Origin of the sequence: Helicobacter sp. 11-8110, assembly GCF_003288905.1 — a bacterium.
GTDB lineage: Bacteria > Campylobacterota > Campylobacteria > Campylobacterales > Helicobacteraceae > Helicobacter_D > Helicobacter_D colisuis.
Genome location: NZ_NHYL01000011.1, coordinates 22,235 through 45,611, shown reverse-complemented (window position 1 = coordinate 45,611; position 23,377 = coordinate 22,235). Strand labels below are relative to the sequence as shown.

The following is a 23,377-nucleotide window of genomic DNA, read 5'->3' as shown; positions in this document are numbered from 1 at the left end:
TTAAAATATAAAGAAAACTCTAATAAAACTGCAAAGATACTCAATGCAGAAAAAGAAGGAGAAAAGATATTAAAGATTTTAGAGGAAGTTTTAGGGTGAAGAAAATTGTAAGTATCGTTGGCGCTAGACCTCAATTTATAAAAGCTAGTGTATTAAGTCGTGAAATTGCTAAAAATAAAGATTTGCAAGAGATAATGATTCATACTGGGCAGCATTATGATGCCAAAATGAGCAAAATTTTTTTTGATGAGTTGGAGATACCTTGCCCAAAGTATAATCTAGGGATTGGTGGATTTTCACATGGAATTATGACTGCAAAAATGATAGAGGGCATTGAGAGTATTTTGTTAGAAGAAAAGCCTGATTTTGTTTTAGTGTATGGAGATACGGATTCAACTTTGGCAGGCGCATTAGCTAGTGTAAAGTTACACATTCCTATTATACATGTTGAAGCTGGATTGAGAAGTTTTAATATGCAAATGCCAGAAGAAATTAATAGGATTTTAACGGATAGAATTTCAAAGCTATTGTTTGTTCCTACTAAGCGTGCAATGGAGAATCTTAAAAAAGAAGGATTTGAGAATTTTGATTGCAAGATTATCTATAGTGGTGATGTGATGTATGATTCTGCATTATACTATAGCAATAAAGCTAAAAAGCCTAATGTAAAATTGCCTAAAGATTTTATTCTTTGCACTTTGCATCGTGCTGAAAATACTGATAATTTAGAAAAAATACGAAATATTTTTGTAGCACTTAATAAAATATCAAGCGAGATTCCTGTTGTTATTCCTTTGCATCCAAGAACAAAAAATAAGTTGTTGCAAAATAATATAGCAACAGAAAATATTCGTTTCATAGATGCTCTAGGTTATTTAGAGATGATTTGGATGTTGCAAAATTGTGTAATGGTCGCAACAGATAGTGGAGGATTACAAAAAGAAGCTTATTATTTTAAAAAATTTTGTATGACTTTGAGAGATGAGACAGAGTGGGTAGAGCTCTTAGAGGCAGGTTATAATTGTTTGGTTGGATCAGATGAAGAAAAAATATATCAAGTTTTTAAAAAAATGACCGATGTTAGTTTAAATTTTGATTCTATGTTGTATGGAAATGGTAAAGCAAGTCAGATAATATTAGAAGCGATTAAGGAATTTTAAAATGAAAAAGTTTGGGATTATTGGAGTTGCTGGGTATATAGCACCCCGCCATTTAAAAGCGATCAAGGAAACAGGGAATCAGCTTATGTGCGGGTTGGATCCTTATGATGGAGTGGGGATTATTGATAGTTATTTTCCAGAAGCAGATTTTTTTATGGAATTTGAACGCTTTGATCGGCATGTGGATAAACTAAGAAGAAATGGTCAAGGGTTGGATTTTGTTAGCATTTGTTCGCCTAATTATTTGCATGATAGTCATATCCGCTTTGGACTTAGAAATAATGCCGATGTGATTTGCGAAAAACCTTTGGTGCTTAATCCTTGGAATATAGAAGCCCTAGAAACTATAGAAAAAGAGAGTGGTAGGAGGGTTTATAATATTTTGCAATTAAGATTGCATCCAAGTATTATGCGGCTAAAACAGCAAGTAGAGGAAGCATTGAAATTAAATCCTAATAAAATTTTTGAAGTGGATCTAACCTATATTACCTCAAGGGGTAAATGGTATTTTGTTTCTTGGAAAGGAGATATTGCTAAAAGTGGTGGAGTTGCTACTAATATTGGGATTCATTTTTTTGATATGTTGCTTTGGATTTTTGGTGGTGTTAAAAAAAGCGTGGTAAATTTGTTAAATTCACAAAGTGCAAGTGGTGTTTTGGAATTACAAAATGCTAGGGTGCGTTGGTTTTTATCGGTAGATTTTGAGACTTTGCCAAAAGAAGTAAAGAATGAAAATAAAAGGACTTATCGCTTGATTTATATTGATGGTAAGGCAGTTGAATTTAGTGATGGTTTTACGGATTTACATACAGAAAGTTATCGTAATATTTTAGAAGGGAATGGCTTTGGACTTAGAGAGGCTAGGGATTCTATTGAGCTTGTTCATCAGATTCGTAATGCAGAAATAATTGGTCTAAAAGGCGATTATCACCCATTTTGTCAAAAGGTGCTTGGATGAGTTATTTTGCTCACAAGACGGCAATCATCGATAAAAGCACTATAATTGGAGAAAATTGTAAAATTTGGCATTTTAGCCATATTTTAAGTGGCAGTGTGATTGGAGAGGGTTGTTCTTTTGGTCAAAATTGTGTGGTTGGACCCAATGCTCAAATAGGAAAAAATTGTAAAGTGCAAAATAATGTTAGTGTATATGAAGGTGTAGTGTGCGAAGATGATGTGTTTTTGGGTCCTTCTATGGTTTTTACCAATGTAGTTAATCCACGCGCTTTTATTAATCGTAGAGAAGAATTTAAAACGACATTGCTTAAAAAAGGTTGTTCTATTGGTGCAAATGCAACAATTGTTTGTGGGGTTACAATTGGTGAATATGCTCTAATTGGTGCTGGATCTGTAGTTGTTAGAGATGTGCCTCCTTTTGCTCTAGTTGTGGGGAATCCTGCTAGGCAGATAGGTTGGGTTGATAAGGGTGGAGTGAGAATGAAATTTAATGAACAAGGTGTTGCAAAAGATAGTTATGATGGTGAAGAATATCGTTTAAAAGAAGGCATGATAGAGATTTGTGGGAGGAATTTGTGAATAAAATTGATTTTGCCAATTTACAAAAAGCACATGAAGCCCATAAAGAAGAAATTGAAGAAGCAATTTTAAGGGTTTCTAGGAATGCAAATTATATTATGGGAGAAGAAGTAGAAAGTCTAGAAAATGAGCTAGTGGAATTTGTAGGTAGTGGTTATGCAGTTACTTGTTCTAGTGGGAGTTCGGCATTGATTCTAGCCTTAATGGCTTTGGGGATTAAAGCTGGGGATGAAATTATTACGACGCCTTTTAGTTTCATTGCTACTTCTGAGATGATTGCTTTGCTTGGAGCCAAGCCTGTTTTTGTAGATATTTCTTTAGAGGATTATAATATTGATTGCAAAAAAATAGAAAATGCCATTACTTCTAAAACTAAGGCAATTTTAGCTGTTAGCCTTTATGGGCAACCACCTGATTTAAACGCATTGGAGAAAATTGCCAAAGCTCACGACTTGTTTTTAATTCTTGATGGGGCTCAAAGTTTTGGTGCGGAGTTTATGGGGCGTAAGGATTCTGTTTATGGAGACATTGCTACTACAAGTTTTTTTCCCGCAAAGCCTTTGGGTTGTTATGGTGATGGTGGAGCGATTTTTACGCAGAATAAAGAGTTAGCAGATAAAATAGCAAGTTTGCGTATTCATGGGCAAAAGAAAAGATATATCCATAAATACATTGGTATTGGAGGGAGATTGGATGCAATACAAGCTGCAATTTTACGTGTAAAGTTGAAATATTTTGCCAACGATATTTCAAAGCGTAATGAAATTGCAAGTTTGTATGATCAGCTTTTTAAAAATACCCGTGTTGTGCTTCCTAAAGTGCTTGAGAGTAGAAAAAGCGTTTTTGCACAATACACTATAAGAATTTCACAAAGGGAGAAAATGATTCAATATCTAAAAGAAAATGGAATCCCAAGTGCAGTGCATTATCCTGTGGGACTGCATTTACAAGAGTGTTTTGCTTATCTAGGATATAAAAAAGGAGATTTTCCTAATGCAGAATTAGCAAGCAATGAGGTTTTAAGTTTGCCTATGAATCCATATTTAAAAGAACAAGAAATTCATTATATTTGTGAAAAAATTAATGAGTTAGGATCTGTAGAATAATAATGTGTAGCATTTGTGGGGGGAATTATCCATTAGAATTGGTTAAAAAAGCATCAGAGACTATGAAGCATAGGGGACCTGATTTTAGTGGGGAATTTAGCGATGGAATCATTTCTTTAGCACATAATCGCTTGAGTATTATTGATTTAGATAGTGAGGCAAATCAGCCCTTTGCTTCGCCATTTTGTCCGCATTTGGTGTTAGTTTTTAATGGTGAGATTTATAATTATAAAGAACTAAGACAAGAATTAAAAAAGCAGAGAATCCCCTTTTTTACACAGAGCGATACGGAAGTTTTGCTTCATGCTTATGCGTTTTTGGGAGAAGAGTGTCTCCAAAAATTGAATGGGGATTTTGCCTTTTGTATTCTTGATAAACGCGATAATAGTTTATTTTTAGCGCGTGATAGATTAGGGAATAAACCGCTTTTTTATACTCTAAGTCAAGAAAAATTCTTTTTTGCTTCTGAGATTAAAGCGATTTTGGAGATTGGGAAGTTTGGCTTTGATTTGGAAGAAGTTTCAAAATGGATTTTATTTAGCAATGGGAGTGAGAATAAGACTATTTATCAAGGAATTTTTAGCTTTCCATCTGCTTCATTTGGGAGATTTTTTAATGGAGAGCTTAGGATAAAAAAATATTGGGAATGTGTGCCTTGCGTGGATAGCACTTTAGGGCAGAAAGAAGCATTGGATAGATTAGAGGAGATTTTAAGTGATGCGGTGAAAATACGATTGCGATCAGATGTGCCTATGGCGCTTTGTATTTCAGGTGGAGTGGATAGTTCGATTTTGGCGCATTTGGCTAAGAGAATCGGGGTGGAGTGCTTGTATTTTGGGATAAATTTTAAAGAAACAAAACAAAATGAAATACAGCATATGAAGCAATTACAGAAAGATTTGGGGATTAATGTTTCTTATATCGCGCCAAATTTAGAGTGTATCAAAGAGGATTTAAGGGATTTGGTGCAGAATCAAGATGAGATTTTTCGCAGTTTTTCTATTTATTTGCAATATTTGCTTTTTAAGAATATCGCACCCTTTTGCAAGGTTGTTTTAGGCGGACAGGGAGCAGATGAGCTTTTTGGTGGATATTATCACTATGTTGGGAGATATATTTTTGCTCATCATAAAGAATTTGAAAATCGTATTAGAATCTACGGCAATGAAGCTTTGAAGGAATATGGATTTGGCTTAAAGTGTTCTTTAGATGATTCTTTGAAATTAAAGCTCTTTAGAGAAGATAATCAAGAGGGAATGAGAATCTTGCAAGAAAATGAATTGCCACTTCCTTCTATGGAAAATCTTTTGGAGAGATTTTTGCTAGATTTTACTCAAGGATTATGGCTGGATACTTTTCAATATAATTTGCCTAATCTTTTGCGTTATGAAGATAGAAATGCAATGCAATTTGGGATTGAAAATCGCACGCCTTTTACGGATTATCGTTTGGTTGAATTTGCTTTTTCTTTGGAATCTTCTTTGAAATTTGCTAAAGGATATAGCAAATATCTTTTGAGACTTTTGCTAGAAAGATTAGGGAGTAAGGAGCTTGCTTGGAGGGTGGATAAAGTCGGATTTAGCGCTCCTGAATTTGTTTTAGCGCAGACTTTAGGCTATAATGTTAGCTCACTTTTTGGGATACGCTTAGCGTTTTTTGAAGTGTTAAAAATGCGCTTAAAGGGAGAGATATGATTTGGATTGATGTCGCAACTCCTAAGTATGCGATGTTTTTTGCAGGGATGATTAGAGAGCTAGAAAAAAGGGGATTTGAGGTGCTTGTAACAACACGCTATGCCCCAAATTACACCGAAGCAAAAGAAATTTTAGAATTGCATCAGATTCCACATATTGTGCTTGGGGAGTATGGTGGCGCAACGCTTTTGGAAAAATTTGAAGCAAGGATTTTTAGACAAAAAGAAATTTTGGATTTATTTAAAGCAAGAGGGGTTCCAAAAGTGCTAATTTGTGGGGCTGTAGTTGATAGTGTGCAGGTAGCCTATGGGATTGGGATTCCAGTGGTGAATTTTGGTGATACACCTGCTGTTGATGGAGTGCAATACTTTGGAATCCCTCGTAATGTCACGCATGTGGCTAGACTTACTTTGCCTTTTTCTAAGATACTTTTTTATCCTTTTGTGTTGCCGAAAGAATTAATGTTGCGTTTTGCACTCGATGAAAATCAAATCCAATCGTATCCCTTTATTGATGTGGCATTGTGGATAAATGCTATCCAAAAAGATCCTAAAAATGATTTCCGAACACGCTATGGATTAGATACACAAAAACCTACAATTCTAATTCGCGAAGAAGAGTATAAAGCCCATTATGTTAAAGAAAAGATTCCGACTATTTATGAAGTGATTCCGTTGCTAAAAAAAGAAATGGATGTGAATTTAGTGATTATGCCTCGCTATGAAAAAGAGAGACTAAAAAAGGATTTTGGAGGGATTGCTACTATTTTAGAAGAGAAGCTGAAGCCAGAAGAGTTTTACCCTTTTATTGATTTGTTTATCGGCGGAGGTGGGACAATGAATCTTGAATCGGTTTGTTATGGGATTCCCACCATTTCCACGCGTTCAATTTGGTTAGTTCATGATCAATATTTGATTAAAAACAAACTAATGTTTTGGAGTCAAGATTGCAATGAGATTGTGCAAATTACAAAATCTATGCTAGGCAAAAGGATTGATTCGCAAAGCTATTTCGTGCGTGGAGAATGCAGTTTTGATTCTATGATTGAGAGGATTACAAAGGAGATTTTATGCTAGGTGTGGCATTGCTTGGTTGTGGGAGAATCGCCCTTCGTCATGCAGAGCTTTTAAGTAGGGGTGAGATTGATGGTGCTAAATTAGTCTGCGTGTGCGATATAGATGAAAGTCGTTCCAAGCAATTTGGAGAGAAATATCAAGTCCCCTATTTTACAAGCTTAGATTCGATGATGGAATCTTGCAAAAATAAAATTGATATTGTTTCTATTCTTACTCCAAGTGGAATGCATGCTAAAAATACTTTGGAAGTTGCACCCTATAAAAAACATATTATTGTTGAAAAGCCTATGGCATTGACTTTAGAAGATGCCGATAAAATGATTGAAGCTTGTGATAGAAATGGAATAAGACTTTTTGTAGTCAAGCAAAACCGCTATAATTTGCCCGTTCAAAAATTAAGAGAGGCTTTGGAAGCGGGGAGATTTGGTAAGCTTGTAATGGGCAGTGTGCGAGTGCGATGGTGTCGAGACAATGCATATTATCGTCAAGATTCTTGGCGTGGGACTTGGGCGATGGATGGAGGTGTTTTTACCAATCAAGCTAGTCATCATATTGATTTGTTAGAGTGGATGATGGGCGATGTGGAGAGCGTGTTTGCTAAAAGCATAACAGCATTAAGTGAGATTGAAACTGAAGACACTGGAGTGGCGGTTTTGAAGTTTAAAAACGGAGCTTTGGGGGTGATTGAAGCAACCACTGCTACACGCCCTAAAGATTTAGAAGGCAGCATTTCGATTCTAGGAGAGTTTGGAAGTGTTGAGATTGGTGGATTTGCAGTAAATGAAATCAAAACTTGGAATTTTGTAGAATCTTTAGAAAGCGATAAAGAAGTGAGAGAAAAATACTCGACTAATCCGCCTAATGTTTATGGATTTGGTCATAAAGAATATTATTTGCATGTGATTGATTCGATTGTGCATAATAAAAAAGCACTTGTTGATGGTTTAGAAGGGCGAAAGAGTTTGGAGCTAATTATTGCAATGTATGAATCAATTGAAACAGGCAAGGAAGTTTTTTTGCGATTCCAGCCTAAGCGGTGCAAATTAGGGCATCTATGAAAAGAATTGTATTTTTGGGAGCAAAAAAGATAGGATTTGAGTGCTTAGCTTGGTTATTTGCTAGGTAAAAAGAATTGGATTATGAGATTATTGCGGTTGGAACCTCACATAGGGGCGTGGAAGTTAAAGAGTTTTGCAAGACACATAATATTAAAGAAATTCAAAATTTAGACGATTTATTGGAGTTGGACTTTGATTTTATAACAAGAATATATTAATTACACTAAAGAAATTGAGAAATTACATTGAATTTGCATTATCATAGAGAATTGAGGCGCTAAAGTGTATATTTATATCAAGGGAGATTAGTTGAAAAAGCCATTTAAACAATCGCAAAGTCAGGATTTGAATTATTCTATTAAATCATTAAAGGAAGGAAGTTTTACTTTGTATCAAAGTCAGATTCGTGAGGTTAAAATGGGGGTTAATGTTAAAATTGTAGAGCCTTGCAATCTCTATGAATGCGAACTTTGCGATGAGGTTTTTGTGGGACCTTTTGTGGAGATTCAAAGGGGTGTGAAAGTGGGAGCTAAGAGCAGAATCCAAAGTCATAGCTTTATTTGTGAGCTAGTCAGCATTGGAGAATCTTGCTTTATTGGGCATGGTGTAATGTTTATTAATGATTTATTCCAAGAGGGCAGACCAGCTGGTAATTCTGCATTGTGGAGAGAAACAAGAATTGGGAATAATGTGAGTATTGGTAGTAATGCTACGATTTTACCTGTGGATATTTGTGATGGCGTGGTGATTGGTGCGGGGAGTGTGGTAACTAAGAATATCACTAAAAAAGGCATTTATGCGGGAAATCCCGCAAGATTAATAAGGGAGCTTTAAGGGATGAAAGTCGCATTAGTTGGTTATGGGTATTGGGGGATAAATTTAGCAAAAACAATTAATGCAAATCCAAATTTAGAGTTATATAGTATTTTTGATTTAAGTAAAGAGCGGATTAGCACAGCTAAAGAACAATATTCTTTTAAAGAATTTCAAAGTTATGAAGAGCTTTTGGGTGATGATAGTATCGAAGCTATTTTTATTGCAACTCCTCCACAAAGTCATTATCAAGTCGCTTATGCTAGTTTAGAAGCAGGAAAACATACTTTTGTTGAGAAGCCCTATACGACTAGTTTAGAAGAAGCCTATGCTCTAATTAATCTCGCAGAAAAGAAGAGTCTTATTACAATGGTGGATCATGTTTTTGTGTATTCTGAACCTGTAAAATACCTTAAAAGCAACATTCAAAAATTTGGGGACATTGTTTATATTAATGCACGTAGAATTAATCTTGGGCTATTTCAAAGTGCGGTGGATGTTTTGTGGGATTTGGCGGTGCATGATTTATCTATTATTGATTATCTAGTTGGGCTAGATATTAAGAGGGTTTCTGCTTTTACTAAAAAATATGGAAGCTTTCCTAATAGTGCTTTTGGTGATGTAAATATTGAACTGCAAAATGGAATATTGATTGGATTAAATGTATCTTGGCTTAGTCCTATTAAGATTCGTGAAATGATTATTGGTGGGACAAAGCTAACTGCACTTTATGATGATACTAAGCAAGATAAGATTAAGCTTTATAATGCTGGTGTTGTGCTTAATGAGGAATTTGGAAAAGCAAAGCTTTATGAAAAAATGGTGCAATACAAATATGGAGAAGAAGAAATCCCTAAAATTTCTAATAAAATGTCATTAGATAATTCTGTTAAGTTTTTTTATGATTCTATTGTTTCAAAAAAGATTCCAATGGAGAATCATAGAGGAATCATATCGGTTATTAAAACTTTAGAATTAATTTCAAAGATAGGATGAAGAATGGTTGTGAAATTTTTAGATTTGCATAAGCAGTATTTGGGGATTAAAGAGGAAGTTGATAAAGCAATCTCTGAAGTGATAGAAAAAAGTGCTTTTATTGGAGGAGATGCGGTTGAATCTTTTGAGGAAGAGTTTTCAGAATTTATTGGTGGCGGAGTTAAGACACTTGGGGTTGGTAATGGAAGTGATGCTTTAGAAATTGCAATTGAAGCTTTGAATCTCCCAAAGGATAGTGAAGTGCTGGTTCCTGCAAATACCTTTGCAGCAAGTGCAGAAGCAGTGGTAAGAAATAGATTGAAAATCGTTTTTGTAGATTGTGGGGCGGATTATACTTTAGATATTGAGGATTTAAAGAGTAAGATTACACCAAAAACTAGTGCGATTATGGCGGTGCATTTGTATGGGCAAAGTGCAAGAATGAAAGAGATTTTGGAGTTAGCCAAAAAGCATTCTTTAAGAGTGATTGAAGATTGTGCACAAGCTCATGGGGCGAGATATAATGGGCAATGTGTTGGGAGTTTGGGTGATATTGCAGCTTTTAGCTTTTATCCTGGCAAGAATCTTGGGGCTTATGGTGATGGCGGAGCGATTGTAAGTAGAGATGAAGCACTAATTAAAAAGTGTAAATGCATTGCACACCATGGAGGGTTAAGGAAATATGAACATGAGATTGTTGGTAGGAATTCTAGGCTTGATGGGATTCAAGCGGCAATTTTAAGGGTGAAGTTGAAACATTTGGATTCTTGGAATAGAAGGCGTAGAGAAATTGCAAAGCTTTATATGGATGGATTAAGCGGGATTGTGGAGCTTCCTGAAGTTAGGAAAGAATGTGAATGTGTGTGGCATTTGTTTGTTATCCGCATTCAAAAACGAAATGAATTGTCACAAAAGCTAAACCAAATGGGAATTGAAACAGGATTGCATTACCCTATTTGTTTGCCTAATACTCAAGCATTTTCAAATCAGCCTTATGTAGTGGAATCAAAAACTCCTAAGGCTAAAGCTTGGGAGAGCGAGATTCTTTCACTTCCTATGGGAGAGCATTTGAGTAATGTGGAAGTAGAGAGTGTGATAAAGGCAATCAATGAAGCAATTGGTTAAAGATGGCAAAGGGCTTGTGATATGGCTTTGTGGTTTATGAGAACAAAAGTCAAAGCAATATATTTTTAGTGGTAGGTAGGCTACATTTTCTGTAATGAGGCAATTTAATATTGTTACAGTGTGGCTTTATGAGGTGTAATTTAAAATTAAAATAATTGGAAGTATAATACAAGCCAATAATTTAAGGAGTAAGATATGTCACAAATGTTAAGTGAATCGACTTCTGCAGGGCGAGTTGTTAATAGCTTTAAGAAAGATATTAATGAAGTTTTTGTGAAGCGATATGGGCAAAAATGGTTGGACTATCGCAAGCAATGGGCAGATGCTTCTAAGCATATACTTGCAGATTTTCCGCTTTTTGTCCGCTTTGAAAACCAATTTAAGTGTAATGCGAGATGCACGATGTGCGTGCATGGTCATCCTGATTTGCGTGCTGATTATGGATATGAAGGCTATTTACCTTTTGAAACTTTTAAGCGTTTGGTGGATGAATGTGATGAGCATGGTTGTCCTTCTGTCGGCGTATCTCAAACTAATGAGCCTTTGCTTGATCCAGATATCGTAGAAAGACTGCAATATGTTAGCTGTAAATCAAGCATCATGGATATTCATTTTAATACCAATGCTTCTTTGCTAACTGAAGAGATGAGCAAGAAGCTGTTAGATACCAATATTACGCGTATGAATTTTAGTATTGATGCAGCAACTGAAGAAACTTATAATAAAATTAGGATAGGTTTAAATTTTAGTAAAGTTTTAAAAAATATTGAAACTTTTTTAGAGCTTCGCTCAAAAATGGGAAAAGAGTTGCCTATAGTAAGAGTAAGTTTTTTATTGCAAGAAAAAAACAAACATGAATTGGAAGCCTTTAAGCAATATTGGGTCGATAAAGTGGATTATGTTTCTATTCAACGTTATGTTCCAATTTCTCCTTTTGATGATGAAAGAAGTTATGCTATTTCAGATTCTCCTATTGAAGGAAAACAAAGCTGTTCTTATCCTTTTGAGTCGTTATTTATCCACGGAGATGGTTTAGTAGTTCCTTGTGCTTCTCATAGGGCTAAACATATTGCAGTTGGAAATATCAACAGTGATACTATTTATAATATTTGGCATTCGCAAGGCATGAAAGAATTGAGAGAAGCACATATGAGTGGAGATTTAAGTGGTACAAAATTATGTGATACTTGTTTATTTAAAGGTTAAATGTTATGAAAAAAATAGTTTATGTTCCAATGGCGGCAGATATAATTCATCCTGGTCATTTAAATATCATTAAGCAGGCTTCGCAATTGGGTTATGTTATAGTTGGATTATTTTCAGATAAGGCTATTGCAAGTTATAAACGTGTTCCTTTGATGAATTATGAGCAAAGAAAAATAATCGTTGAAAATTTAAAAGGTGTTGATGAAGTTGTTATTCAAGAAGAAAAAGAATACGATAAAAATCTTTTGAGATATAAACCAGATTTTATGGTACATGGTAATGATTGGAATAAAGGACCTTTAAGTAAGCCAAGGGAAAGAGCAATAGAACTTATGAAGAGTTGGGGAGGGAAAATTGTAGAGCCAGAATATACTGAGAATATTTCTTCTTCGCAGTTAAATTTAGCTATTAAGCAGTATGGTATATTGCCACATGTGAGACTTGATTTATTAAAAAGGACTCTTGAAGTAAAGACAATGATAAAAGGAATTGAAGCACATAGTGGGTTGAGTGCCATGATTATTGAAAATGCTAATGTTAAAGATGCAGATGGGGTAAATCAAAGTTTTGACTTTCTATGGATTAGCTCTTTGACAGATTCCACATTAAAAGGTAAGCCAGATAATGAATTTGTTGACTTAACATCTAGGATTGTCACGGTGAATGATATTTTAGAAGCTTCTACAAAACCAATTATTTATGATGGAGATACAGGTTCTCAAATTCCTCATTTTGAGTTAATGGTAAAGCGTTTGGAAAGATTGGGTGTAAGTGCGGTTGTGATTGAAGATAAAATTGGATTAAAGAAGAACTCTTTGTGTGAAGGTGAAAGTGTTCAACATTTTCAAGATACAATTGAACACTTTTGTGCAAAAATAAAGGCTGGCAAGCAAGCACAGTTGTCAGATAATTTTATGATTATTGCTAGAATTGAAAGTTTAATTTTAAATGTTGGCATTGAGGATGCAATGAATAGAGCTCAAGCTTATATTGAGGCAGGAGCAGATGGAATTATGATACATTCAAGACAGAAAGATGGAAGGGAAATTTTAGAATTTTGTGAGAGATATAATGCATTAGAAAACCGTAAGCCTTTAATGGTTGTTCCTACAAATTATCCTAGCTTAAGTGAAGTGGAGTTGGAAAAAGCAGGAGTGAATATCATAGTTTATGCGAATCAATTGCTACGCGCCTCTTATAGTGCAATGTTAGAAACGGCGAATTTAATACTGAAACACAGAAGAGCTTTTGAAGCTGATAAAAAATATATTAAAGCTTTGGATTTGATTAATTTAATTAAAGGTAATTAATGTTGGACGCTTTGGAGTTTGCAAAGTTTTTAAAGGAGTATATTGGGATTTATGCTGGAGTTCCAGATAGTTCCCTAAAGTCTTTGAATTTGGCTTTGAGGGAAGTAATGGAGGATGATAATTTTTACACAACAGCAAATGAAGGGCAAGCAATTGCTTTTGCCGGTGCTTACCATTTGGCTACTTCAAAGATCGGAGTAGTTTATATGCAGAATTCTGGACTTGGTAATGCTATTAATCCCCTGCTATCATTTGTGGATAAAAAAGTTTATCAAATACCCCTTATAATGCTAATTGGGATGCGTGGTGGAGAAAATGATGAGCCTCAACACAGAAAGCAAGGGTTTGTTACAAAAAGTATTTTAGAGGTGTGTGAGATTCCATATATTGTATTATCAAGAGATATGGAGAATGCCAAGAAGCAGTTTGTAGAAGTTTTTGACAATGTAAAGAGAAATTTATCTATCATTGCTATTTTAATTGAAAGAGATGCATTTAATCCTTTTCAATTAACGCATAAAATAAGAGAAAATAAATTCTCCTTGAAAAGAGAAAAAGCTATTTCTATTGTTCAAGATTACTTTTTGGAGGCTAAATTTATTGGCTCAACAGGCATGATTTCAAGAGAGCTCTATGATTTAAGAGAATATAAGAAAATGAGACATAGCAATGATTTTTTGGTTGTAGGTTCAATGGGGTTTGCTAGTTCAATTGCCTACATTTTATCAAAGTATTCATCCAATCAAATTGTTTGTTTAGATGGGGATGGTTCATTTCTGATGCATATGGGCTGTTTATCCAATTTTAAGGGTGTTGCTTTTGTGCATATTGTTTTGAATAATTTTGCACATGATAGTGTTGGTGGTCAAGAAACTAATGCTAATAACATTGATTTTTTGAAAATTGCAAAGGGATGTGGTTACCAAAAAGCTTATAAGGTGAGCACAGAAAAAGAATTAAAAGAATTATTGGCAAATATAAATTATTTAAGGGAGTTAATTTTTATAGAAATTGATGTTGCTAAAGGTGCAAGGAAAGATTTAGGGCGACCAAAAAACATTATAAAACTAAAGGAAGAATTTTGCAGGGGATTTTAGTTTATATTACTGGATTGAGTGGTAGCGGAAAGAGTACATTGGCAAAGATGGTTGTAGAAAATCTGTTAAAGGAATTTGGGATACATGCTGTTCATTTAGATGGAGACTTGTTGCGTTCATGTATATCCAATAATAATTATACTTTGCAAGGGCGTTTAGAAATGGCAAGTTATTATGTTAAAGTAGCTAAATTATTAGTAGACCAAGGTTTTATTGTTGTCCTTTCTACGATTTCTATGTTTGAAGCAGTGAGAGCATTCAATAGGGAGAATTTTAAAAATTACTTAGAGGTGTTTTTAAATGTTTCTGAGAAGATTCGGATAAATAGAGATCCTAAAAATTTTTACAAAAACAACACTCAGAATATGGCGGGTTTGAATCAGGATGTAGAATTGCCCAAAAGAAGCCATTTAGTTTATAGTGATAATTTTAATATCAATAATGCTTGCAGAGATATTATTGAGAAGCTTAAGGAGGTTAATGCAAAATTTGCTTTATAAAGTTGCTTTAATTACCATAGAAGCCGGTAAAATAGCCTTAAGATATTATGGTAAAGAGGAATTTTCTCTAAAAGAGGATTCATCTCCCATCACTCAAGCAGATTTAGAATCAAATGCTTATATTACACAAGCTTTGCAGAAGATTTCTTCCTATGCAGTTTGTTCTGAAGAGGCAGTTTTAGAATATGCAAAACGCAAAGATTTGGAGTATTATTGGCTTATTGATCCACTTGATGGAACAAAAGATTTTTTGGCAAAAAATGGAGGTTGGACTATCAATATTGCTTTAATCCGCAAAAATCATCCGATTCTAGGTGTGGTATATGCACCTTGTTTTGATGAATTGTATATGGGATTGGAGGGTTTTGGGAGCTATACGATAGAATCCCAAAAGCTAAAAAATACAATAGAATCACATTGTGTGGATGAGGTGTTTTTAGATTCAAACAAAATTCGCCTAAATGGAGAGAGAAATATAGCAGATAAGCAATTAGTGGCGTGTGATTCTATTTTTCATAGCACAGAATCTACGCAAGAATTTCTCAAAAAATATCATTTAAAAGTCCAAAAATATGGATCTTCTTTAAAAGTTTGTGCATTGGCTAGAGGTGAGGCAGATTTATATCCTAGATTTAATGGCACGAGTGAATGGGATATGGCAGCTTGTGATATTGTGCTAAGAGAGGCAGGGGGTGTAATTTTGGATTGTATGACTAAAAAGCCTTTACTTTATAATAAAGAAAGTTTTAGAAATAATCATTTTATTGCATTTTCAAAGAGTCAAATAGGGGGACAAATTTATCGCGATCTTTTGGCGCAAGAGTAAGGCGCTTGATATTTTTTGTAAAATTTTTGTATGATTAGAAAAAAATTCTTTGAATAGGGAATGAGTTTGAAAGATTTGATTATTGTAGAATCCCCAACTAAGGCTAAGACAATTAAAAATTTTGTGGGAAGTAATTATGAAGTGATTGCTTCAAAAGGGCATATTAGGGATTTACCTAAGCATAGTTTTGGCATTAAGATTGATAACCAAGAATTTATACCAGAATACCAAATTGATGAATCGCATAAAAATATAGTAAATGAGTTAAAAAAGCTTGCCAAAAATTCTAAGACAATTTATATCGCAACTGATGAGGATCGAGAGGGTGAGGCAATAGGATTTCATATTGCAACGGCTATTGGTAAAGATCCGCAAAAATTGCCTCGAATCGTATTTCACGAAATCACCAAAAAGGCAATTTTGGATTCGCTTAAAAATCCGCGCCATATTGATATGGATAAAGTCAATGCACAACAAGCAAGGAGATTGCTTGATCGAATCGTGGGTTATCGCTTAAGTCCTTTGATTGCTTCTAAGATTCAAAGGGGTTTGAGTGCGGGTAGAGTGCAAAGTAGCGCTTTAAAGATTGTTGTAGATAGAGAAAAAGAGATTTTAGATTTCAAACCCATTACTTATTATAGTGTGGATATTGCTTTTAAAGAGCAATTAGAATCAGAGCTTTTGGAATTTAAAGGGAAAAAGATTCAAAAGCTTAGTTTGCAAGATAAAGCAGAAACATTAGAGATTATTCAGCAGCTCAAACAAGAAAACTTCAAAGTTAAAGAAATCGAAAATAAAAAGCGGAAAACAGCCACTCCACCACCTTTTATGACTTCTACACTGCAGCAAAGTGCTAGTTCGATTCTTGGTTTTTCTCCTTCACGCACGATGCAGACAGCCCAAAAACTTTATGAGGGGGTGATGACGCATAAAGGTTCTATGGGTGTGATTACTTATATGAGGACTGATAGTTTAAATATTGCAAAAATTGCACAAGATGAAGCAAAGGATTTTATCATTAAGGCTTATGGAAAAGAATATGCTCCAAGTAAGCCTAAGAACTACGCAACTAAATCCAAAAGCGCACAAGAAGCACACGAAGCCATTCGTCCTACTTTGATTGATTTTACACCACAGATTGCAGTACAATACCTTAAAGGTGATGAGCTTAAATTGTATGCTTTGATTTATAATCGTTTTTTGGCTTCACAAATGAGTGATGCAGAATTTGAATTGCAAAATATTTTTATTGATTCTGATTCTTCTCTTTTGAAAATTAGTGGGAGAAAGTTGATTTTTGATGGATTTTATAGAATTTTGGGCAATGAAGATAAAGATAAATTATTGCCTAATTTAAAAGTTGGTGAGACTTTAAAACTAGAAAAATGCAATTTAAGTGAGCACCAAACTGAACCTCCAGCAAGGTTTTCTGAAGCGAGTCTTATTAAAACTTTAGAATCTCTTGGTATAGGGCGTCCAAGCACTTATGCGCCAACGATTTCTTTGCTCAATTCTCGTGAATATATTAGCATAGAAAAAAAGCAGATTAAGCCTCAAGAAATCGCCTTTAAGGTGGTGGAGCTTTTAGAAAAGCACTTTTTGGAGATTGTGGATTCTAAATTTACGGCAAATTTAGAGGAAAAATTAGATGAAATTGCAGAAAATAAACAAGATTGGCAAAAACTTTTGTGGGAGTTTTATGATCCATTTATTCAAAAAGTAAATGAGGGTAAAACTTCTATACAAAGTCAAAAACTAGCACTCCCAACAGGTGAGAATTGTCCGCTTTGTGGAAAAGAGTTAATCAAGCGAAGCGGAAGATTTGGTGAGTTTGTGGGCTGTAGCGGGTATCCTAAATGTAAATATATCAAAAAAGAAGCAGTAGAGAATGATCAAGAAGAAAGCTATGGTGTATGTGAAAAATGTGGCAAACCAATGGTGAAAAAACGCAGTAGAAGCGGTGAGTTTTTGGCATGTAGTGGTTATCCAGAGTGCAAAAATACGAAGTCGCTTAACTCTACTTCAAGCGCAAAAAAAGCCATAGAAGGCGTGAAATGTCCAAAGTGTGGTGGAGATATTTTGGAGAGAATGAGCAAAAGAGGGAAGTTTTATGGTTGTGCTAATTATCCTAAATGTGATTTTATCTCCACTTATGAGCCAACTAACACACATTGCCCTAAATGCGATTCTTTGATGGCAAAGAGAACTTATCGTAAAAAAGCTGTTTTAGAGTGTATTGCTTGTAAAGAGCGAATTGAAGACATTCAAGCTGAAATAAAGGAATAAAATGACTAAGGAAATTTTAGATTTTTTGGATAAAAATGTTACTTTTTTGGCTACTAAAGGGACTTGTGGAAATCCAAGAGTAAGACCTATGAAGTCTGCATTATATAAAGATGGGAAATTATATTTTTGCACTTCCAATAAAAAGGGAATGTATAAGCATATGCAAAATTTTCCAGGGGTGGAGTTGAGTGCATTTGATGGAGAAAATATGTGGATTAGAATCCGCGGAGAAGTGAAGTTTGATACTAATTTGGCTATTAAAGAAGCAATGTTTGAGAAATATCCAAGCCTTGAAGCAATCTATCAGACCCCGCAGAATCTTGATTTCATTGTATTTTATTTGGAAAAAGTTAGTATTAAGATTCAAGATTTTAAAGGCAGAGATGAAGTTTTGAGATTAGATTAAATTAAGGGCTAAAGATGAAGGAAATTTTTTTATGCACAATTTCTAATGTTTCTAGCGGAAGTTGTGCGGAAGATTGTGCTTATTGTACGCAAAGCGCAAAATACAATGCCGATATTGAGCGCTATAAATTTAAATCCATAGAGCAAATTGTTTTTGAAGCAAAAGAAGCGGCTAAAAATGGTGCTTTAGGATTTTGCTTGGTTACAAGTGGAAGAAATCTTGATGATAAAAGAGTGGAATACATTTCAAGGGCAGCTAGAGCTATTGTTAATGAAGGTTTGCATTTGCATTTGATAGGTTGTAGTGGGATTGCAGATAAAGATTCTTTAAAAGAATTAAAAGAATCAGGGATTGCTAGTTATAATCACAATTTGGAGACTTCTAAAAATTTCTTTCCTAAAATTTGCACAACTCATAGCTTTCAAGAGCGTTATGAGACTTGTGAAAATGCTTTAGAAGTTGGGCTTGGATTGTGTAGTGGTGGAATCTTTGGAATGGGAGAATCTTGGCAAGATAGAATGGATTTACTCCACGCACTCCAAACCCTAAAACCCCATAGCACACCTATTAATTTTTTTATTCCAAACAAAGCCCTGCCTCTAAAGCAAGAAGTTCTAAGTCAAGAAGAAGCATTGGAGTGTGTGAGATTGGCAAGGGAGTATTTGCCTGATGCGAGATTAATGATTGCTGGAGGGAGAGAGCGAGTTTTTGGAGAGAATCAAAAAGATTTATTTGAATGTGGTATTAATGCGGTGGTTTTGGGGGATTATTTAACAGCAAAAGGCAATACACCTAAGGAAGAAGTTTTAAGAATCAAATCATATGGATATGGAATTGCTACAAGTTGTGAGTAATTAAAATGTATTTAAAGCTTATATCAAGAATTAAAGTCGAATCCATTCCATTGCTAAAGAGCTTATATGGGTTTTTAAAGGGGGATTTGCTTTATTTTGCAGCTAGTCTTAGCTTTTATACTATTTTTGCTCTTTTGCCGATGCTTTTGATTGTTTTTTCTCTTGTAGCAGCCTTACCAGATTTTAAGGATTATTTGGAGAGCTTTAAGAATCTAGTTATTACAAGTTTTCTACCAACACATTCTGATGTTTTTTTAGATTATATGGATAGCTTTTTGGCGAATTCTGCAAAGCTTGGTGGAATGGGACTATTGTATGCTTTTATTACCTCTATTTTATTTTTTAAAAACTATCAATTTATTGCAGGTAAAATTTTTCATACAAATCCACGAAAATTTTGGGATTCTTTAGCGGTTTATTGGACTTGCATGACACTTTTTCCGGTAGGAATTTTGTTTTCTATTTATTTGAGTGCTAAGGCTTATGCTTATTTAGATGTTTTAGGATATAAAGATTTTATGCTTTGGCTCTTTAGGCTTAGCCCTTATTTGATTACTTGGGTGATTTTTTTTGTTTTTTTTAAGATTTCTGCAAATACGCAAATTGATTTTAAAAATACTTTAATAAGCTCACTTATTACGGCTTTGCTTTGGTCTTTTTGTAAGTGGGGATTTGTGTATTATGTTTTTTATAATAAGGCTTATTTGACACTTTATGGTTCTTTTAGTATTTTATTGTTTTTGTTTATTTGGGTGTATCTTTCTTGGGCAATTTTGCTTTTTGGAATGAAACTTAGTTATGCCTTTGATAAAGTCTTTTGTAAGGAAATGCAAAAAGAAGTTAATTAAAAGTTAGTTGTGATATAATATTAGGTAATTTTTAAAATTTTAAAGGAGAATGTTTGGAAGTTGATTCGATTTTGCTGTCTATTCTTGCTTTGTTTCTTGTTTTGTTGAATAGTTTTTTTGTTCTCTCTGAATTTGCCATTGTTAAAATTCGCCGCTCCCGCTTAGAAGAGTTAGTTAAGCGCGAAGTCTCTGGAGCAAAACTTGCACTTAAAGTTACAGGGAAGCTTGATTCTTATCTTTCTGCGACACAACTTGGAATCACTCTTTCATCTTTAGGGCTTGGTTGGATAGGAGAACCAGCAGTTGCGCGACTTTTAGAAGTCCCCTTTAAATATTTTATTGGAGATAACCCTGTTTTATTGCATTCTGTAAGCTTTATGATTGCTTTTAGTTTTATTACGCTTTTGCATGTAGTTATAGGAGAAATTGTTCCAAAATCTATTGCAATTGCCAAGGCTGAAAAATCTGTGTTGCTGATTGTTAGACCTTTGCATGTTTTTTGGGTAGTGTTTTATCCGGTAATTAAGATTTTTGATTTTATTGCCGCGGTAGTTTTACATGCAATTAAAATTAAACCTGCTAGTGAGGGTGAAGAGAGTGCGCACTCTGAAGAAGAGCTTAAAATTATTGTGGGAGAAAGCTTAAAAGGAGGGTATTTAGATACGATTGAAAATGAAATTATTCAAAATGCTGTAAGCTTCTCTGATACAATGGCAAAAGAAATTATGACACCCAGAAAAGATATGATTTGTTTGTATGATGATAATAGCTATGAAGAAAATATGCAAATTGTCACAACGACTAAACATACGCGCTACCCTTATTGCAAGGAAGGTAAAGATAATATCGTTGGAATGGTGCATTTAAGAGATTTATTAGAAACAATGTTATCAAAAAATCCTTCTAAAGAGTTGGAAAAATTGGTAAGAGAAATGATTATTGTTCCAGAGAGTGCTTCGATTTCTAATATCCTTATCCAAATGAATCGTAGGCAGATTCATACGGCTTTAGTAGTTGATGAATACGGCGGAACGGCTGGATTGCTTACGATGGAGGATATTTTAGAAGAAGTTATTGGTGATATTTCTGATGAGCATGACAAAAAAAGTGAGGATTATCATAAAATTGATGAAGATACCTATTCTTTTGATGGAATGTTGGATTTAGAGCGTGTGGCTGATGTGCTTGGAATTGCTTTTGAAGAGGATACCGAACAAGTTACTATTGGTGGATATGTCTTTAATTTGTTAGAGCGTATGCCGGTGGTTGGCGATATTATTAGTGATGAATTTTGTGAATATGAAGTTTTAGCCACACAGGGAGCTAGAATTGTTCGTTTAAAAGCAAAAAAGAAGCCTTTTGAAATGCAAGAAGAATAAATGATAGATTTCTTTTTTGTAGGACTACAGCTTTTATTTATAGGGTTGAAATTAGCAGGAAAAATTGAATGGTCGTGGTGGCTAGTGCTTTTGCCTGCAATTTTATATCTATTTTTTTACTTTTTTTTAATGGTGCTAATTGGTGGATTTTTAATAGGATTGGGCGCCGCACTCTCAACAATATAAAGGAGAATAGATGGAGTTTATAGCAATTTTAATGGGAAGCAAGAGTGATTATGAAGTGATGAATGAATGTATTTTGGTGCTAAAAAAATTTGATGTGCCTTATGAAGTGATTATTAGTTCAGCGCATAGGAGTCCAAATCGGACTAAAGAATATGTGAAGCAAGCAGAGCAAAAAGGTGCAAAAGTTTTTATTGCAGCAGCGGGGATGGCAGCGCATTTAGCAGGAGCGGTAGCGTCAATGACAACAAAGCCTGTTATTGGAGTGCCTCTTAAAGGGGGGGCTTTAGATGGTTTAGATTCTTTGCTCTCCACGGTGCAAATGCCTTCTGGAATGCCTGTAGCAACTGTGGCTTTAGGGAAAACTGGGGCAGTTAATAGTGCTTATTTGGCAATGCAGATTCTAGCATTAAACAATGCAGAATTAGAAGGAAAATTACGAGAAGATCGTGTAATGAAAGCTAAAAATGTTGAATTAGATTCCCAAGATATTGAAGTGATTTTGTAGGGGATGTGCGATGGAGACTTGGGTTAAGATTGATGAGTTTGCTTCTTTGGCTAATCTAACAAGGGAGAGAGTGTTGGAAATGGTTGCTAGTGGTGAATTAAAAAGCAAACAAGAAAATGGAGATTTTCTCATTGATGCAGGGAGTGGCACAAAAGTTGTGGTGCATACAGGTAGCAATGCAGTAATGATAGATAACCCAAGTGTTGGTGTAGATAGTGAGTTTGTTGAAAAAACAATTGGCACGATTCTTAGTTTGCACGAAAAGGTGATTAGTGCTAAAGAAGAAACAATTACAAGCGTTAAAAGTGAGAATCAATTTTTAAAAGATGCCCTTTTTAATACACAAGAAGTTTATGAAGATGATAAAAAAACAATTGCTATTTTGCGAGAGCAACTCAAAGCAGCCCAAGAAGAAATCGAGTTTTTAAAACGGAAATATAAAATGATGTGGGGCAAAGTGATTAATACAAAATCAAAAGAAGGAATGAACGATTAATTTAGAACAAAGATGCTTGGCTTGCTTGCAAAAACAAGCAGTGAGAACAGCAGAAGTCATTAATTTTTTTCAAAAAGAAGCAATCAATCAAATAGAGCAAGAAATTTTAGTTAATTATCAAGAGAGCGTTTTAGGTTTTTTTGAAAAAAGGGGAATTATTTTAGAAAAAAATAGAGAGATTCCTCCTACGCTTTTGGCGGTGGTTTTGTATGATAAGATTTCAAAACTAACCAAAAATCCTGCGCCTTATTGGCAAATTAAACAACAAAGTATTCAAAAAGCAAGGCTAATTAAAGAAACTCTTAGAAAAAAACTAAAAACAATTCCCAAAGAGAATCAATTGGAGTTTGGGATTTATTGTGCGGTGCTTGGAAATGTGATTGATTATGGTGTTGAGTATGCATTTGACTTGGAAGCAGAGTGTCAAAAAATTTTTGATACACGCTTTGCTTATTTTCACATAAATGCTTTAAAGCAGCAGCTGCAAAAGGCAAAAAAAATAGTTTATATTGGCGATAATGCGGGAGAAAATGAGCTTGATGAAGTTTTGATTCAAATTCTTAAAGCCCATTATCCGCAATTGCAAATTTTTTATTTTGTAAGGGGTGCAGAGATTATTAATGATATTACTTTAGATGATTTGCACCAAAGTGATTCAGAGCTTTTTAGAATCTGTGAAGTAAGGGATAGTGGTGTGCCAAGCCCTGGATTTATTTATGAACTAGCTAGTATTGAATCCCAAAGGCTTTTTGGGGAGGCGGATTTGGTTTTTGCTAAGGGAATGGGGAATTTTGAATCACTAGAAAAACAAGCACAAGATGATTCTAGAATCTTTTTTTTATTTAAAATAAAATGCAATGTTGTGGCGGATTATTTAAACCAAAAATTAGGGGAATTTGTTTTGTTGCATTCCCATTCTTTAAAAAAGGATTAGT

At 34.5% G+C, this 23,377-nt stretch carries 24 protein-coding genes; all 24 read left to right on the top strand.

The window, feature by feature from the left end; genetic code table 11:
- The first annotated feature begins 95 nt into the window (after positions 1-95).
- Positions 96-1,160 carry a UDP-N-acetylglucosamine 2-epimerase (non-hydrolyzing) gene (gene wecB, locus CCY98_RS07840; protein WP_112057996.1) on the top strand — a complete coding sequence of 355 codons (1,065 nt, stop codon included), beginning with the start codon at positions 96-98 and terminating at the stop codon, positions 1,158-1,160.
- A gap of 1 nt (position 1,161) precedes the next feature.
- The gene (locus CCY98_RS07835; protein WP_112057995.1) at positions 1,162-2,118 is read left to right on the top strand and encodes a Gfo/Idh/MocA family oxidoreductase; all 957 of its coding nucleotides are present in this window, start codon (positions 1,162-1,164) and stop codon (positions 2,116-2,118) included.
- Positions 2,115-2,696 (top strand): acyltransferase, encoded by a 582-nt coding sequence (locus CCY98_RS07830; RefSeq protein WP_112057994.1) that lies wholly within the window; start codon positions 2,115-2,117, stop codon positions 2,694-2,696. The genes CCY98_RS07835 and CCY98_RS07830 overlap by 4 nt, the downstream gene beginning before the upstream one ends.
- Positions 2,693-3,802, top strand: coding sequence for a DegT/DnrJ/EryC1/StrS family aminotransferase (locus CCY98_RS07825; RefSeq protein ID WP_112057993.1), 1,110 nt, complete (start codon positions 2,693-2,695; stop codon positions 3,800-3,802). The genes CCY98_RS07830 and CCY98_RS07825 overlap by 4 nt, the downstream gene beginning before the upstream one ends.
- 2 nt (positions 3,803-3,804) lie before the next feature.
- A complete protein-coding gene (gene asnB, locus CCY98_RS07820; protein WP_112057992.1) occupies positions 3,805-5,496 on the top strand; it encodes an asparagine synthase (glutamine-hydrolyzing) in 1,692 nt (563 codons plus the stop codon).
- Positions 5,493-6,572: a DUF354 domain-containing protein gene (locus CCY98_RS07815; protein ID WP_112057991.1), complete on the top strand. Its 1,080-nt coding sequence runs from the start codon at positions 5,493-5,495 to the stop codon at positions 6,570-6,572. The genes asnB and CCY98_RS07815 overlap by 4 nt, the downstream gene beginning before the upstream one ends.
- Positions 6,566-7,630 carry a Gfo/Idh/MocA family oxidoreductase gene (locus CCY98_RS07810; RefSeq protein WP_112057990.1) on the top strand — a complete coding sequence of 355 codons (1,065 nt, stop codon included), beginning with the start codon at positions 6,566-6,568 and terminating at the stop codon, positions 7,628-7,630. Before CCY98_RS07815 ends, CCY98_RS07810 begins: the two co-directional genes overlap by 7 nt.
- Positions 7,631-8,047: 417 nt before the next feature.
- On the top strand, positions 8,048-8,464 hold the full coding sequence (locus CCY98_RS07800; RefSeq protein WP_112057999.1) for an acyltransferase: 417 nt from the start codon (positions 8,048-8,050) through the stop codon (positions 8,462-8,464).
- Between the two features lie 3 nt (positions 8,465-8,467).
- Entirely contained in the window at positions 8,468-9,439 is a 972-nt protein-coding gene (locus CCY98_RS07795) for a Gfo/Idh/MocA family oxidoreductase (RefSeq protein WP_112057989.1), read from the top strand.
- Between the two features lie 3 nt (positions 9,440-9,442).
- Positions 9,443-10,543, top strand: coding sequence for a DegT/DnrJ/EryC1/StrS family aminotransferase (locus CCY98_RS07790; RefSeq protein WP_112057988.1), 1,101 nt, complete (start codon positions 9,443-9,445; stop codon positions 10,541-10,543).
- 195 nt (positions 10,544-10,738) lie between these two features.
- Positions 10,739-11,749, top strand: coding sequence for a radical SAM protein (locus tag CCY98_RS07785; protein ID WP_112057987.1), 1,011 nt, complete (start codon positions 10,739-10,741; stop codon positions 11,747-11,749).
- A 5-nt stretch (positions 11,750-11,754) separates the two neighbouring features.
- Positions 11,755-13,059 carry a phosphoenolpyruvate mutase gene (aepX, locus tag CCY98_RS07780; protein WP_112057986.1) on the top strand — a complete coding sequence of 435 codons (1,305 nt, stop codon included), beginning with the start codon at positions 11,755-11,757 and terminating at the stop codon, positions 13,057-13,059.
- On the top strand, positions 13,059-14,156 hold the full coding sequence (aepY, locus tag CCY98_RS07775; protein ID WP_112057985.1) for a phosphonopyruvate decarboxylase: 1,098 nt from the start codon (positions 13,059-13,061) through the stop codon (positions 14,154-14,156). Before aepX ends, aepY begins: the two co-directional genes overlap by 1 nt.
- Positions 14,141-14,656, top strand: coding sequence for an adenylyl-sulfate kinase (locus CCY98_RS07770; RefSeq protein WP_181566570.1), 516 nt, complete (start codon positions 14,141-14,143; stop codon positions 14,654-14,656). Before aepY ends, CCY98_RS07770 begins: the two co-directional genes overlap by 16 nt.
- The gene (locus tag CCY98_RS07765) at positions 14,637-15,482 is read left to right on the top strand and encodes a 3'(2'),5'-bisphosphate nucleotidase CysQ (RefSeq protein WP_112057983.1); all 846 of its coding nucleotides are present in this window, start codon (positions 14,637-14,639) and stop codon (positions 15,480-15,482) included. Before CCY98_RS07770 ends, CCY98_RS07765 begins: the two co-directional genes overlap by 20 nt.
- Before the next feature lie 66 nt (positions 15,483-15,548).
- Positions 15,549-17,768, top strand: a complete 2,220-nt coding sequence (gene topA, locus CCY98_RS07760) for a type I DNA topoisomerase (RefSeq protein ID WP_112057982.1) — start codon at positions 15,549-15,551, stop codon at positions 17,766-17,768.
- A gap of 1 nt (position 17,769) precedes the next feature.
- Positions 17,770-18,174 (top strand): pyridoxamine 5'-phosphate oxidase family protein, encoded by a 405-nt coding sequence (locus CCY98_RS07755; RefSeq protein WP_112057981.1) that lies wholly within the window; start codon positions 17,770-17,772, stop codon positions 18,172-18,174.
- A 14-nt stretch (positions 18,175-18,188) separates the two neighbouring features.
- Positions 18,189-19,028 (top strand): biotin synthase, encoded by an 840-nt coding sequence (locus CCY98_RS07750; RefSeq protein ID WP_112057980.1) that lies wholly within the window; start codon positions 18,189-18,191, stop codon positions 19,026-19,028.
- A gap of 5 nt (positions 19,029-19,033) precedes the next feature.
- Positions 19,034-19,876 (top strand): YihY family inner membrane protein, encoded by an 843-nt coding sequence (locus CCY98_RS07745; protein WP_112057979.1) that lies wholly within the window; start codon positions 19,034-19,036, stop codon positions 19,874-19,876.
- A 53-nt stretch (positions 19,877-19,929) separates the two neighbouring features.
- Complete coding sequence (locus CCY98_RS07740) at positions 19,930-21,255, top strand: hemolysin family protein (protein ID WP_112057978.1); 1,326 nt, start codon at positions 19,930-19,932, stop codon at positions 21,253-21,255.
- Positions 21,256-21,441, top strand: coding sequence for a hypothetical protein (locus CCY98_RS07735; RefSeq protein ID WP_112057977.1), 186 nt, complete (start codon positions 21,256-21,258; stop codon positions 21,439-21,441).
- A 10-nt stretch (positions 21,442-21,451) separates the two neighbouring features.
- Positions 21,452-21,946 (top strand): 5-(carboxyamino)imidazole ribonucleotide mutase, encoded by a 495-nt coding sequence (gene purE / locus CCY98_RS07730; RefSeq protein WP_112057976.1) that lies wholly within the window; start codon positions 21,452-21,454, stop codon positions 21,944-21,946.
- 10 nt (positions 21,947-21,956) lie between these two features.
- On the top strand, positions 21,957-22,442 hold the full coding sequence (locus CCY98_RS07725; protein ID WP_112057975.1) for a DUF3972 domain-containing protein: 486 nt from the start codon (positions 21,957-21,959) through the stop codon (positions 22,440-22,442).
- Between the two features lie 16 nt (positions 22,443-22,458).
- A complete protein-coding gene (locus CCY98_RS07720; RefSeq protein ID WP_112057974.1) occupies positions 22,459-23,376 on the top strand; it encodes a damage-control phosphatase ARMT1 family protein in 918 nt (305 codons plus the stop codon).
- Position 23,377: the final 1 nt, after the last annotated feature.